Annotated in this window: 11 protein-coding genes; 4 read left to right on the forward strand and 7 right to left on the reverse strand. The window is 66.9% G+C overall.

The features are described from left to right. Positions 1–54: 54 nt before the first annotated feature. The 3 genes from G7Y54_RS10730 to panB all read left to right on the forward strand — a co-directional run bounded on the left by G7Y54_RS10730 (position 55) and on the right by panB (position 2,738). The gene (locus G7Y54_RS10730) at positions 55–612 is read left to right on the forward strand and encodes a hypothetical protein (protein ID WP_165079370.1); all 558 of its coding nucleotides are present in this window, start codon (positions 55–57) and stop codon (positions 610–612) included. A gap of 399 nt (positions 613–1,011) precedes the next feature. Continuing rightward, on the forward strand, positions 1,012–1,908 hold the full coding sequence (gene speB, locus G7Y54_RS10735) for an agmatinase (protein WP_165079369.1): 897 nt from the start codon (positions 1,012–1,014) through the stop codon (positions 1,906–1,908). Beyond that, complete coding sequence (gene panB, locus G7Y54_RS10740; RefSeq protein ID WP_165079368.1) at positions 1,905–2,738, forward strand: 3-methyl-2-oxobutanoate hydroxymethyltransferase; 834 nt, start codon at positions 1,905–1,907, stop codon at positions 2,736–2,738. The genes speB and panB overlap by 4 nt, the downstream gene beginning before the upstream one ends. A 77-nt stretch (positions 2,739–2,815) precedes the next feature. Here the strand turns inward: panB and G7Y54_RS10745 are convergent, their stop codons facing one another. Then, positions 2,816–3,061, reverse strand: coding sequence for a helix-turn-helix transcriptional regulator (locus G7Y54_RS10745; protein WP_165079367.1), 246 nt, complete (start codon positions 3,059–3,061; stop codon positions 2,816–2,818). A gap of 186 nt (positions 3,062–3,247) precedes the next feature. On the opposite strand from G7Y54_RS10745, the gene G7Y54_RS10750 reads away from it, so the two are divergent. Then, positions 3,248–4,870, forward strand: a complete 1,623-nt coding sequence (locus G7Y54_RS10750; protein WP_165079366.1) for an outer membrane homotrimeric porin — start codon at positions 3,248–3,250, stop codon at positions 4,868–4,870. Between the two features lie 250 nt (positions 4,871–5,120). Here G7Y54_RS10750 and G7Y54_RS10755 read toward each other — a convergent pair whose 3' ends face one another. From G7Y54_RS10755 to recA, 6 genes are read right to left on the reverse strand one after another with little or no spacing between them, the layout of a single operon-like run. Continuing rightward, positions 5,121–5,645 carry an AsnC family transcriptional regulator gene (locus tag G7Y54_RS10755; protein ID WP_165079365.1) on the reverse strand — a complete coding sequence of 175 codons (525 nt, stop codon included), beginning with the start codon at positions 5,643–5,645 and terminating at the stop codon, positions 5,121–5,123. Then, positions 5,635–6,837 (reverse strand): heme b synthase, encoded by a 1,203-nt coding sequence (gene ahbD / locus G7Y54_RS10760; protein WP_165079364.1) that lies wholly within the window; start codon positions 6,835–6,837, stop codon positions 5,635–5,637. The genes G7Y54_RS10755 and ahbD overlap by 11 nt, the downstream gene beginning before the upstream one ends. Next, on the reverse strand, positions 6,837–7,823 hold the full coding sequence (gene hemB, locus G7Y54_RS10765; protein ID WP_165079363.1) for a porphobilinogen synthase: 987 nt from the start codon (positions 7,821–7,823) through the stop codon (positions 6,837–6,839). Before hemB ends, ahbD begins: the two co-directional genes overlap by 1 nt. A 23-nt stretch (positions 7,824–7,846) precedes the next feature. Then, positions 7,847–9,031, reverse strand: coding sequence for a 12,18-didecarboxysiroheme deacetylase (gene ahbC / locus G7Y54_RS10770; RefSeq protein WP_165079362.1), 1,185 nt, complete (start codon positions 9,029–9,031; stop codon positions 7,847–7,849). Next, positions 9,028–11,709, reverse strand: coding sequence for an alanine--tRNA ligase (gene alaS / locus G7Y54_RS10775; protein WP_165079361.1), 2,682 nt, complete (start codon positions 11,707–11,709; stop codon positions 9,028–9,030). Before alaS ends, ahbC begins: the two co-directional genes overlap by 4 nt. A gap of 50 nt (positions 11,710–11,759) precedes the next feature. Continuing rightward, positions 11,760–12,839, reverse strand: coding sequence for a recombinase RecA (recA, locus tag G7Y54_RS10780; protein WP_165079360.1), 1,080 nt, complete (start codon positions 12,837–12,839; stop codon positions 11,760–11,762). Between the last annotated feature and the right edge of the window lie 230 nt (positions 12,840–13,069).

Raw genomic sequence — 13,069 nt, forward strand, 5'->3', positions numbered from 1 at the left:
CGCAGGCCCCGGGCGCGCATATGCTGCCGCATCGAAAAACCCAGGGGGGACGCCATGCCGCAGGGGCAGAAGGAATTTCGCGAGGCTGTGGAACAGGCGCTGGAAGCCGTGATGTTCGAGAGCTGGCTGCGCTTCTATTTTATCGAGGAAGTGCCGCCCGAGCCCGCCAAGGCTGGAGGCGACGCCGCTAAAGCTGGGGACAGCGCGGAGCGCCTTGTCATCCGCGTGCCGGAAAAGGGCATGGCCCGCATCAAGGAGCTCTATCCCAACCTGCTGCCGCTCGCCGAGAGCATGAACGGCCATGAGGTCGATTTCGAGACCTCGCGACGCGCGGTCTGCACCTTCGTGCTCGGCCACCTCGACGGCAAGACCATGCCGCGCGACATGGCCGCGGTGGTCTTTGAAAGCGCCACCTTCCAGATCCAGCTCCAGCTCTTCCATACCTGGCTGACGATGCACGAGGACCAGCTCGACCAGGGCTTCCAGGAATTTGGCGCCTGGCGCAACCTCTTCGCCCAGTGGCGCGCCACCCCGGGCGCGCGCGAGCTCGCCGAAAAGCTGGCGCTGGCCGCGCAGGGCCGGGCAGCCGCCGAAGGCGCGGGCCCGCAATAGGCGCCCGCCCCTCCCCCGCCCCGGCACGGACAAGAATTTTTACACCGCCGGGCCGGAAATGGAGCCCGGGCCGCGGGAATGTTAAATTTTTTATACATCCCTGCCGTGCCCGGCATAAAATATATCATTGAATATCAATAAGTTGGCAATATCCTTCCATTTGGCATGGCGGTTGCAGTATTCAAAGTACCTTCCTTTCTTTTGCTGACAGCCTCCTCCAAAATCAACGGCCCGCATCCCCGGCGGGCCGTTTTTGGTGTCCGGCGCCGGAAATGCGGGATTTTTCCCTTGCCGCCCGCGTCCGGCCATTGCCGTTTCGCCCCGTATGGGTGACAATGCCGGGGGCGCATCCCTTGCGCCGCTTTTTGCCGCTTCCGGCCCGCTTCAAGGAGTTATCGCATGAGTGACGCCTTCCTCGCTTCCGAATATCCGCCGGCCGCGCCCGAGGCCGCGGCCTTCCACGTCATCCCCGTGCCGCTGGAGCGCAGCGTCTCCTACGGCGGCGGCACGGCGGGCGCCCCCGCAGCTATCCTTGCCGCCTCGCAGCAGCTCGAGGGGCTCGAAAACGGCATGGCCCCGGGCGAGTCAGGAATTTATACCGCGCCTCCCGTGGATGTTTCCGGCCATCCCGAGGCCGTGCTCGGCCGCGTCGAGAACGCGGTGGACAAGGCGCTCAAGGCCGGGGCCGTGCCGGTCATCCTCGGGGGCGAGCACACCGTCACCCTCGGCGCCCTGCGCGCGCTGGCCCGCGCGGCCGAGAAGAGCGGCGAGCCTTTCGGCGTCGTCCAGTTCGACGCGCACGCCGACCTGCGCGACGAATACCAGGGCGACCCCTTTTCACATGCCAGCGTCATGCGCCGGGCCGTGGCCGACCTCGGCCTGCCGCTCGTGCAGTTCGCCGTGCGCGAGTTGAGCCGCGAGGAGGTGGAGGTGCGCCGCCGCTACGGCGTCACCCATTATGACGCCTATTTTCTCGCGCGGGTGGGCCTGCCCGAGCAGCCCCTGCCCGGGGGCTTCCCGCGGCGCATCTACATCACTTTTGATGTGGACGGGCTCGACCCGGCCCTCATGCCGGCCACGGGCACGCCCTCGCCGGGCGGCCTCACCTGGAAGGAGACCGAGTTCATCCTCGAGCGCTGCGTCAAGGATCATGAGGTCATCGGGCTCGACGTGGTGGAGCTCGCGCCCATCGCCGGGCTGCACCATGCGGACTACACGGCCGCTCGGCTCACACATTTGCTCATGGCGCTGGCCGCGCACAAGGATACGGAACCGAAAGGGGAGGACGCGCAATGAAAAAGATGACCACCACCGGCTTTCGCGAAGCCAAGGGGCAGAAAAAGCTCACCATGCTCACGGCCTATGACTATACCATCGCCCGGCTCATGGAGCGGAGCGGTATCGACGCCCTCTTGGTGGGCGATTCGCTCGGCATGGTGATGCTCGGCTATCCCGACACCCTGCCTGTCACCGTGGAGGACATGGTGCGCCACTGCGCTGCCGTGGCGCGCGGGGCGGCCGCGCCGCTCGTCGTCTGCGACATGCCCTTCATGAGCTCGCAGTGCGGCGTGGAGGCGACCTTGCGCAATGCCGGGCGCCTCGTCAAGGAGGGCGGCGCCCAGGCCGTCAAGCTGGAGGGCGGGGCCGACTTCACCCCGGAGATCCGCGCGCTTGTGCGCGCCTCCATCCCGGTCATGGGGCACCTGGGCCTGACGCCGCAATCGGTGAACGCGCTCGGCGGCTACAAGGTGCAGGGCAAGAGCATGGGCGCGGCGCAAAAACTGCTGGACGACGCCCGCGCCGTGCAGGACGCCGGGGCATTCGCGCTGGTGCTCGAGTGCGTGCCCGCGGCGCTGGCGGCCCGCGTCACGAGCGAGCTTGAGATACCCACCATCGGCATCGGCGCAGGGCCCGACTGCGACGGGCAGGTACTCGTCTGGCAGGACATGCTCGGCATGTTCGACCGGGTGGCGCCCAAGTTCGTGCGCCGCTTCGGCGAGGTGGGAGAAGCCATGCGTACGGCGTTCACGGCCTATGCCGAGGCCGTGCGCGAAGGCAGCTTCCCCGCGGCCGAGCATTGCTACGGCCTTGAGGACGAGGCCGAGGTGCTGAGCAATCTTTACTGAGCAGCGCGTCGTGCTTTCCGGTTGGTGCAGTGTTATGCTGCATCTGTGAGCGCGGCCCGGAGCACCCCGGTCCTTCCCTAGCCCATGCGGCAGGGTGAAGGGCCGGGGGCTTCCATTTCCTCCCTTTCCCAGCTGTACAGGTCAGAAACGTCCACATCCAGCGCGGCGGCCAGCTTTTCCAGCGTGAGCAGCTTGCAGGTGGCGATGCGGCCGTCTTTGGCGCGGGCCACGGTGTCGGGCCCCACGTTGGACTGGAATTGGAGCTCCTCATAGGTCAAATTTTTTTGACGCATCAACTCGCCGAGATTACTGACAAAAGGCATACATCCCCCTCATCTGAACCAGATTTTTACTTGGATGTAGCCTAGAAAACATTGACATCCACTTGGCTAGAGCCTAGTAATTGCGCACGGGCCAATGCGCCGGCAGCTTGCCCCGGGTGGGGCAAAAATTTGTACGGCATGGGGAACGGCCCGGTTTCGGCAACCTTTTCTGGAAGGAAGGAAGAAATGAAAAAGATCGCCACGCTTCTTTTGGCGGCCGGCCTGGTGTTCGGCGCCGCCACGGGTGCCAGCGCCATTGACTTCAAGGCCAAGGGCCAGTGGATCATGTCGTTCGACTATGGCCAGAACGGCACCTTCATGGGCAAGAACGACGGCCACCGCAAGGCCGGCTTCGGCAACGGCGAGGACGACTTCGAAGCGCGCCAGCGCGTGCGCCTGCAACTGGACGCCGTGGCCTCCGAGTCCCTCTCCGGCACGGTGTACTTTGAAATCGGCGACACCTTCTGGGGCCAGAACTCCTCCGGCGGCGCCCTCGGCGCTGACCAGAAGATCGTGGAGCTGAAGCAGGCCTACATCGACTGGATGGCCCCCGAGACCGACCTCAAGGTGCGGATGGGCATCCAGAACATCACCACGCCCGCCTATGCCTCCGGCAACTCCATCCTCAATGACGACGTGGCCGGCATCGTGGCCAGCTACCAGGTCAACGAGATGGTGGGCATCACCGCCTTCTGGGCCCGCCCCTACAATGACAACTTCGGCGGCTACACCGATCCGCAGGGGCACAAAGGCTGGCGTGCCAACTACATGGATAACATGGACATGGGCGGCCTGCTCGTTCCTTTGACCTTTGACGGCGCCAAGGTGACCCCCTGGGGCATGTATGGCGCCATCGGCCCCAACACCTTCCGCAAGGCTGACTTTGCGGATAAGGAAGTGGAAGTGATGGTTGACGGGGAAAAGATAAAGATCCCGTATAAGCGGTACCAGAATAGCTGGAGCGGGAATATCAAGAACATGGGCGCCGGCTGGAAGTTCGCCAACGCCGGCCTCTTCCCGGTGAACGGCGCCATGCACCGCGACTTCAAGCCCGCCAACAACGAGCGCAAGCTCTCCACCTACGGCAACGCCTGGTGGGGCGGCATCTCCAGCGAAATCACCATGTGGGATCCCTTCCGCGTGGCCTTTGATTTCGAGTACGGCTCCGTGACCTGGGAAGACGACGGCCGCCTGAACCGCCAGGGCTGGTTCGCCACCCTGCTCGCCGAGTACAAGCTCGACTGGGCCATACCGGGCATCTACGGCTGGTACGCCTCCGGTGACGACAGCAACCCGGCCAACGGCTCCGAGCGCCTGCCCACCCTCGACGGCAACAACACCAACAAGTACTCCAACTTCGCATTCGACGGTGACCCGTACATCGCCCGCGACGCCGTGGTCGGCCACAGCATGGCCGGCACCTGGGGCATCGGCGGCCGCTTGAAGGATATGAGCTTCATCGACGACCTGAAGCACACCTTCCGCATCAACTACATCGGCGGCACCAACAGCACCACCATGGCCAAGAAGATGTCCAACGCCGGCCTGTGGGCCAACCAGGGCGCCGTTGACAACGTCATGGGCATGGACGCCCTGTACCTGACCACCGGCGACAGCGCGCTGGAAATCGGCCTCTCCAACTACTACAAGATGTACGACAACTTCACGATCTCTCTTGAAGCCGACTACATCGCCCTGTGGCTCGACACCAGCACCTCCGCGTGGGGCGCCCGCCACAAGAGGAGCGAAGCCATCCCGCAGACCAAGGACGCCTGGAACATCAACGCGAGCTTCGTGTACTCGTTCTAGGGCTGTGAAAAAAAGGAGCGGTGTGACAAACTTTGTCACACCGCTCCAATGAAGACTAAACGGCTTTGGGGCCCGTGGCCCCAAAATGGGGCGCCCGCCCAAAAGCCGAGCTAACCTTCGCGGCTTTCAGGAGGCACCCCATCACAGGCGGTGGGCGGAACGGCGGGTGCCGTTCCGCCCCGTTGATTTTGTGGCCGCTTCGCGCGGGCATGTCAAGCCGGGCTGGGCAGGGGTGCTGGCGCGGCCGACGCTAGCGTTCTTCGGGTGCGCCGTCCATGCGAAAGTCCACCCGGATCTTGAAGAGCTTTGTGGCCGGCAGGTCGAGGATGGGGACGCCCGTGCGCTCGGTGAGGCCCTCCAGCACGGCCCGGGCCTCCTCGCGCGAGGGGCTGATGAGCGTGAACCAGATATTGTAGGCGTGGTCGCGCAAATAGTTGTGGGTCACGCCCGGCTCGGCATTGACCGCGGCGATGAAGGCCTCGAGCTTTTCCTCGGGCACCTTGGCCGCGCAGAGCGTGGAGACGAAGCCCAGTTTCGCCGACTGGAAATTGGCCCCCAGGCGGCGGATGACCTTGTTTTCGCGCAAGGCGCGCACCCGGCCGAACACTTCCTCTTCGGGGAGGCCCAGGCGCTCGCCGAGCACGGCATAGGGGCGCGGGGCCAGCGGAAAGCCCGTCTGGATGATGTCGAGGATGCGGCGGTCGACGGCGTCCAGCGCTTCGGCGGTTTTCGCCTCCTGCGGGGCCACGGCGCCCTTGCCTGCTTCAGCGTGCATGCGCCTCCCCCGCCAATCCCTGCTGGGCCCGCAATTTTTTGGGCACATAGCTGCACAGCGGCTCCTCGCCCAGGTGGTTTCCGCTCATGCTTTGGGCGCGCGCCCGGCAGCCGCCGCAGACGCGGTGGTATTCGCACACGCCGCACTTGCCCGCATAGGCCCGCTGGTCCCGGAACTCCCGGAAGTACCTGCTCTCGCGCCAGATTTTGGGAAAAGGCGTCTCGCGCACATTGCCGCAGTCAAGCTCCAGATAGCCGCAGGGCTGCACCCGCCCCACATGGCTGATGAAGCAGAAGCCCGTGCCCCCGAGGCAGCCGCGCGTCATGGCGTCCATGCCGAAGGTCCCGGGCGTGACGGCTGTGCCCTCCTCGTGGGCGCGCTGGCGCATGATGCGGTAATAGTGCGGCGCGCAGGTGGCCTTGAGGTGCATGGACGTGCCCTTGCGGAACTCATAGAGCCAGTGGAGCACGTCTTCGTATTCTTCCGCCGTGATGACCTCGTCCGCCAACCCGGCGGCGCGCCCCATGGGCACCAGCAAAAAGATATGCCACGCGGCCGCGCCCAGGCGCTCGCAGAGCTCGAAGATGCGCTTGAAGCTGTGGAGGTTGCCGCGCGTGACCGTGGTGTTGATCTGGAAAGGGAGCCCCGCCGCCTTGAGGTACTCGATGCCGCGCAGGGAGGCCTCGAAGGCCCCGGGCACGCCCCGGAAGGCGTCGTGGCTTGCCGCGTCCGCGCCGTCGATGGAGATGGAGCAGCGGCTCACCCCGGCCTCGCGCAAGCGCGCCGCGTTCTCCGGCGTGATGAGCGTGCCGTTGGGCGCAAAGGCGCAGGTGAGGCCAAGGCCGCGCGCATGGGCGACAAGCTCGTACACGTCCGGCCGCATCATGGGGTCGCCGCCGGTGAAGATGACGATGGGGTCGCCCACCCCGGGGAAGGTGTCGATGAGCGCCTTGGCCTCTTCCGTGGAAAGCTCGCCCTCGTAGGGCTCGGGATGGGCCTCGGCGCGGCAGTGCCGGCAGGCGAGATTGCAGGAACGCGTGACCTCCCACGCGATGAGCCGGCAGGCCGGGCTGCCGTCTTCCAGAACGCGCGGCGGCTGCCCCGGCGCCGCGCCCGGATGGGCTCCTGCGGGATGACCTTCGGGCTTGCCGGCGGGATGACCGGCGGGATGCCCTTGCAGATGTCCGGCCATCAACGCGCCAGCCCCTCGCGAAGCAGGGTCTCGGTGAAATAGGTGATAAGCATGTCCGCGCCGGCGCGCTTGAGGCCAAGCAGGCTTTCCAGCATGACCGCGCGCTCGTCTATCCAGCCGTTGAGGCCGGCCGCGCGGATCATGGAGTATTCGCCGCTCACCTGGTAGGCGGCCAGCGGCACGTCCACGGCGTCGCGCACGGCGCGCAAAATGTCCGCATAGGGGCCGGCCGGCTTGACGATGAGCATGTCCGCGCCCTCGGCAAGGTCGGCGCGGGCCTCGATCATGGCCTCGCGGGCATTGCCGGGGTCCATCTGGTAAGCCTTGCGGTCCCCGCAGGCCGGGGCGGATTCGGCGGCCTCGCGGAAGGGCCCGTAGCAGGCCGAGGCGTACTTCACCGCATAGGACATGATGGGCGTGGCCGTGAAGCCGGCCTCGTCCAGAGCCGCGCGAATGGCCGCGATGCGGCCGTCCATCATGTCCGACGGGGCCACGATGTCCGCGCCGGCGCGGGCGTGGCTCACGGCCGTGCGGCAGAGCAGCGGCAGGGTGGCGTCGTTCTCCACCACGCCGTCAGGCCTCAAGATGCCGCAATGCCCGTGGCTCATGTATTCGCACAGGCAGACATCGGTGATGATGACGAGCGAAGGAAAGCGCTCGCGCAGGCGGCGCACGGCCTGCTGCACGATGCCGTCCTCGGCCCAGGCGCCGCTCGCCCGCTCGTCCTTGACCTTTGGGATGCCGAAAAGCAGCGCGGCCATGAGGCCGTCGGCCACGGCCGCGCCGACCTGTTTTTCCAGCTCGTCAAGCGAGAGCTGGAACTGCCCCGGCATGGCGGAGATCTCCTTGCGGAAGGCGGGGTCGCCCGTCTCCACCACAAAGTAGGGCATGATGAGGTCTTCACGCAGAAGGGGCGGCGTCTCGCGCACGAGGGCGCGCAGTGGCGGACTCTGGCGCAGGCGCCGCCCGCGATGGAAAGTGGTCATGGATGCCTCGGAAGTTTGCCGGCCTAGAGGCCGATTTCCTCGTCCGTCAGGTAGCAGGCCGGGTCTTCGGCCCAGATGTCGCCGTGATACGCCTCGGCGCGCGCGCGGAAATTGCCGCCGCAGATATTGAGGTGCCGGCACTTGGCGCAGCGGCCGCCCACATGGGCCTTCTTGTCCTTGAGGCGGTGCAGGAGCTCGATTTTTGGGTCGTCCCAAATCTCGGAGAACGGCCGCTCAAGCACATTGCCGAACACATGGCCGCGCCAGAACTGGTCCGCGTGGACCTTGCCGTCCCACGAGATGCAGCCGATGCCCCGGCCCGAGCTGTTGCCCTCGTTGTATTGGAGAAGCTCGAACACCTCGGCGGCGCGCTTGGGGTCCTCCTTCTGGAGGCGCATCCACACATAGGGGCCGTCGGCGTGGTTGTCCACGGTAAGGATCTCGCGCGGCTTGCCCGCCTCGAAGAGCGCCCGCGTCTCGTCCATGATGAGGTCGAGCACGGCGCGCGTCTCCGCGTGGTCGAGGTCTTCCTTGATGAGCTCCGAGCCGCGCCCGGAATAGACGAGATGGTAAAAACAGGCCCTCGGCACCTCGAGGTCGCGCAACAGGCGGAAAATGCCCGGGATCTCGCCCGCGTTGCGCTTGTTGATGGTGAAGCGCAGGCCCACCTTGAGCCCCTCGGCCTGGCAGTTGGCGATGCCCTCAAGCGCCTTGCGGAACGCGCCCGGCACGCCGCGGAAGCGGTCATGGACCTCCTCCATGCCGTCCAGCGAGATGCCCACGTAGGAGAGCCCCACCTCTTTGAGCTCGCGCGCCTTTTGCGGCGTGATGAGCGTGCCGTTGGTGGAGATGACCGCGCGCATGCCGCGCTTGGTGGCGTGGCTCGCCAGTTCCACGAGGTCCTGGCGCACCAGCGGCTCGCCGCCGGAAAAGAGCATCACCGGCGCGCCGTAGGCCGCGAGGTCGTCGATCATGGCCTTGGCCTGTTCCGTGCCGATGTCGTCCTTTCCCCGCTGCGGGTCCACGGCCTGGGCATAGCAGTGGACGCACTTGAGGTTGCAGCGCTTCGTCATGTTCCAGACGACCACGGGCTTCTTGTCCTTGGAGAACTGGAGCAGGTGCGAGGGCAGCTTGCCCGACTGGCGCCCGTAGCGCAGGGCGTCCGACGGTTCCACCTGACCGCAGTAGAGCTTGGAGATGCCGATCACTTGTTGCCCTCCACCAGGGCGCGCAGGGCCGCGAAGGCCTGGTCCAGCCCCTCGGGCTTCGTGCCGCCGGCCTGCGCGAGGTCGGGCCGGCCGCCGCCGGAGCCGCCGCAGGGCGCGGCCACTTCTTTAATGAGCGCCGGGGCGGTGAGGCGGCCGTGCAAGTCCTTGGAAACATAGAGCAGCAGGCTCACCTTGCCGTCGGTGACCCCCGCGAGGCAGGCAACGGCCGGCCCGGAGAGCCGGCTGCGCACATCGTCCATGAGGTCGCGGAGCGCCTTTACCGGCACGCCGTCCAGCCGCCGGGCCACGAGCGCCACCTCGCCCACCTTCTCGGCGCCGGCCGCGAGCGTGGCACCGTCCACGCTGGCCGAGGCGCCCTTTTCCACCGCGCGCCTGAGCTTCTTGAGCTCGTCCTGCACGGCGGCGAGGCGCTGCGCGGCCTGTTCCGGCTTCGCCTTGAGCGCGGCCGCCACCATTCCCAATTCGGCACGCTGGCCAATGGCGAGGCCGTAGGCGTTCCAGCCGGTGACCGCCTCGATGCGGCGCACGCCGGCGGCCACGCCGCCCTCCGAGACAATGAGGAAGAGCCCGGCCTCGCCCGTGCGGGCGAGGTGCGTGCCGCCGCACAGCTCCACGGATTCGGGCGCCGCGCCCTCGGCGCCCACGGTGAGCACGCGCACCACGTCGCCGTATTTCTCGCTGAAGAGCGCCATGGCCCCGGCGGCAAGGGCCTCGTCGCGCGGCATTTCGCGCGCCGTCACCGGAAGGTCTGCCATGATGACGCGGTTGACATCGCGTTCCACCGCGGCGAGCTCCTCGGGCGTGAGCGCCGAAAGGTGCGAAAAGTCAAAGCGCAGCCGCTGCCCGTCCACGAGGGAGCCCGCCTGCTTCACATGCTCGCCGAGCACGCGCCTGAGGGCCGCATGCAGGAGGTGGGTGCAGGTGTGGTTGCGCGCGGTGGCCAGGCGCTGGTCCGCGTCCACGCGCAAGGCGGCCTCCTGGTCGGCATGGATCTCGCCGCGCGTGACCTCGATGCACTGCACGATGGCGCGCCCGGCCTTGAGCACGGCCATGACCCGGGCCTCGCCGGTAGGCGTGGTGATGACGCCGGCATCCGCGGCCTGCCCGCCGGATTCCGCATAGAACGGCGTCTTCTCGGCCACGAGAAAGCCCGACCCGCCCTCGCCCACGCTCTCGGCGGGCGCGCCGCCCGAATCCAGCAGGGCCGCGATGGGGCTTTGCGCCTCAAGCGAGGCATAGCCCACAAAGGTCGTTACCAACTGCTCGCCAAGGCTCTTGAGCGAGGCCGCGATCTCGTTTTCGCCGCCGTGGCCGAAAAGGCCCTCGGCCTTCTGGTTGGCGCGGGCGCGCTCCCGCTGTTCGCGCATGTGGGCCGCGAAGCCCTCGGCATCCACGACAAAGCCCCGCTTTTCCGCCACGTCGTTGACGATGTCCAGCGGGAAGCCGTAAGTGTCATAGAGGCGGAAGCAGACTTCGCCGGGGATGGTACGCTCGCCCCTGGCCTCAAGGCGCCTCAGCTCGTCTTCCAGCAGGCGCAGGCCGTTGCCGAGGGTCAGGGCGAAGCGGCGTTCCTCCTCGTGCACCGCGCGCTCGATGAAGTCCGCATGGCGGGTGAGCTCGGGGTAGGCCCCGCCCATGACCTCCGTGACCTTGCGGGCCACGGCGTGCAGGAAGGGCTCCTCCACGCCCATGAGCGTGGCGAAGCGCAGGGCGCGGCGGATGAGGCGGCGGAGCACATAGCCCCGGCTCTCGTTGGAGGGGAGCACCCCCTCGGCGATGAGGAAGGCAGCGGCGCGGGCATGGTCCGCGATGACGCGCAGGGCCGTGTCCACATCGTTGGTGTCCGGCGCGCTCGCGCTGTAGGTCACGCCGGCGCGCTTTGCCGCAAACTGGATGATCTCCTGGAAGAGGTCGCAGTCGAAGTTGGAGCGCTTGTCCTGGCACACGGCCGCGATGCGCTCGAGGCCCATGCCGGTGTCGATGTTGGGCGCGGCGAGCAGGGTGCGGCTGCCGTCCTTCGCCTGGTCAAACTGGGTGAAGACAAGGTTCCAGATCTCGAGGAAGCGGTCACAGTCGCACTTGCCGATGCCGCAGCCGGGCCCGCAGGCCATGTCCTCGCCCTGGTCGATATAGATCTCCGAGCAGGGGCCGCAGGGGCCGGTGTCGCCCATGGTCCAGAAATTGTCCTTCTCGCCCATGCGCACGATGCGGTCGTCGGGGAGGCCGGCAACCTCCTTCCAGATGGCCGCGGCCTCGTCGTCCTCCCTAAAGACCGTCACCCACAGGCGCTCGGCCGGGAGGCCGAGGTCAGTGGTGACGAATTCCCAGGCCCAGGTGATGGCCTCGCGCTTGAAATAGTCGCCGAAGGAGAAGTTGCCCAGCATCTCGAAAAAGGTGTGGTGGCGCGCGGTGCGGCCCACGTTTTCGAGGTCGTTGTGCTTGCCCGAGACGCGCAGGCACTTCTGGCAGGAGGCAGCGCGGGTGTAGGCGGCCTTTTCCTCCCCGAGGAAGAGGCCCTTGAACTGCACCATGCCCGCGTTGGTGAAGAGCAGGCTCGGGTCTTCAGGCGGGATGAGCGGGCCCGAGGCCACGACCGTGTGGCCGTGCTTGCGGAAGAATTCGAGAAAAAGGCGGCGGATTTCCTGTGCGGTCAGCATGTGGACTCCATCCGTGCTGGCCCCGTAAGGGGGCGGGGTGAGAGGCAAAACTACGCTTCAAATTCGGGGTCGACGCCCTCGTCCATCTCCTCGGCGGTGGGCTTGAACTCCTTGGGATGCAGGCCCAGAAATTCCACCACCTTGGCCTCCACGGCGCCGCGCAGGTCAGCGTCCTCGTCCAGCAGGGCGCGCACCTTTTCGCGGCCCTGGCCGAGCTTTTCCGCGCCGAAGGCGAACCACGAACCGCTCTGCTCGATGATCTTGGCCTCGATGCCGAGGTCGAGCAGTTCGCCCGAGCGGGAAATGCCCTGGCCGTAGAGGATGTCGAAAAACGCCACGCGGAAGGGCGGCGCCACCTTGTTCTTCACCACCTTGACCTTGGTGCGCGAGCCGAAGGCCTCGTCCTTGTCCTTGAGGGTGGTGGTCTTGCGGATGTCGATGCGCACCGAGGAGTAAAACTTGAGGGCATTGCCGCCGGTGGTGGTCTCGGGGCTGCCGTAGCCCATGGTGCCGATCTTCATGCGGATCTGGTTGATGAAGATGACCGAGGTGCGCGACTTGTGGATGGTGCCGGTGAGGCGCCGCATGGCGTGGGACATGAGGCGCGCGTGGCCGCCCACCTGGGTCTCGCCCATGCTGCCCTCGAGCTCGGCCTGCGGGATGAGCGCGGCCACCGAGTCGATGACCACGAGGTCCACAGCGCCCGAGCGCACGAGCATGTCGGCGATGTCCAGCGCCTGCTCGCCGTAGTCCGGCTGGGAGATGAGCAGTTCGTCCGTGTTGACGCCGAGGCGGCGGGCATAGGCCACGTCCAGCGCGTGCTCGGCGTCGATGAAGGCGCAGGTGCCGCCCATCTTCTGGCATTCGGCGATGATATGCAGGGTGAGCGTGGTCTTGCCCGAGGATTCGGGCCCGAAGATCTCGGTCACGCGGCCGCGCGGAATGCCGCCCACGCCGAGGGCGAGGTCGAGCCCGATGGAGCCCGTGGGAATGACCGGCACCTCCACCTGCACGTCGTCGGAAAGTTTCATCACCGCGCCCTTGCCGTACTTGCGCTCGATGGTGGTGAGCGCGGTGGAGAGGGCTTCGGCGCGGGCGGCCTCGGGGCTTAGGGCCGGCTTCTTGGCCATGATCGACTCCGGATGTGGTGAATGAAGTTCCCGGCGCGCACGGCGCCCCCGGGAAGCGGTGTATTGTAGCAGAGCGGCCCCCGCATGGCAAATGCGGCCGCGGCCGGGCCCGCATGGCGCAGCCTGGGGGATACAGAATATGCGGCCGAAGGCCTCCCGCGTCAATCCCCGGGGCGCGGGGCTGCGCGCGAAGGTGTGGCCCGGCCCTTATCCTCCGGCCATTCCTGCCG

Origin of the sequence: Desulfovibrio sp. ZJ746, assembly GCF_011039155.1 — a bacterium.
In the GTDB taxonomy this organism is placed as follows: Bacteria; Desulfobacterota; Desulfovibrionia; order Desulfovibrionales; family Desulfovibrionaceae; genus Desulfovibrio.

Excerpts from the sequence above, each read along its gene's own strand:
- G7Y54_RS10745 (WP_165079367.1), bottom strand. The coding sequence starts at position 3,061 with ATGCCTTTTGTCAGTAATCTCGGCGAGTTGATGCGTCAAAAAAATTTG.
- G7Y54_RS10755 (WP_165079365.1), bottom strand. The coding sequence starts at position 5,645 with ATGCACGCTGAAGCAGGCAAGGGCGCCGTGGCCCCGCAGGAGGCGAAA.
- ahbD (WP_165079364.1), bottom strand. The coding sequence starts at position 6,837 with ATGGCCGGACATCTGCAAGGGCATCCCGCCGGTCATCCCGCCGGCAAG.
- speB (WP_165079369.1), top strand. The coding sequence starts at position 1,012 with ATGAGTGACGCCTTCCTCGCTTCCGAATATCCGCCGGCCGCGCCCGAG.
- G7Y54_RS10730 (WP_165079370.1), top strand. The coding sequence starts at position 55 with ATGCCGCAGGGGCAGAAGGAATTTCGCGAGGCTGTGGAACAGGCGCTG.
- recA (WP_165079360.1), bottom strand. The coding sequence starts at position 12,839 with ATGGCCAAGAAGCCGGCCCTAAGCCCCGAGGCCGCCCGCGCCGAAGCC.
- panB (WP_165079368.1), top strand. The coding sequence starts at position 1,905 with ATGAAAAAGATGACCACCACCGGCTTTCGCGAAGCCAAGGGGCAGAAA.
- G7Y54_RS10750 (WP_165079366.1), top strand. The coding sequence starts at position 3,248 with ATGAAAAAGATCGCCACGCTTCTTTTGGCGGCCGGCCTGGTGTTCGGC.
- hemB (WP_165079363.1), bottom strand. The coding sequence starts at position 7,823 with ATGACCACTTTCCATCGCGGGCGGCGCCTGCGCCAGAGTCCGCCACTG.
- alaS (WP_165079361.1), bottom strand. The coding sequence starts at position 11,709 with ATGCTGACCGCACAGGAAATCCGCCGCCTTTTTCTCGAATTCTTCCGC.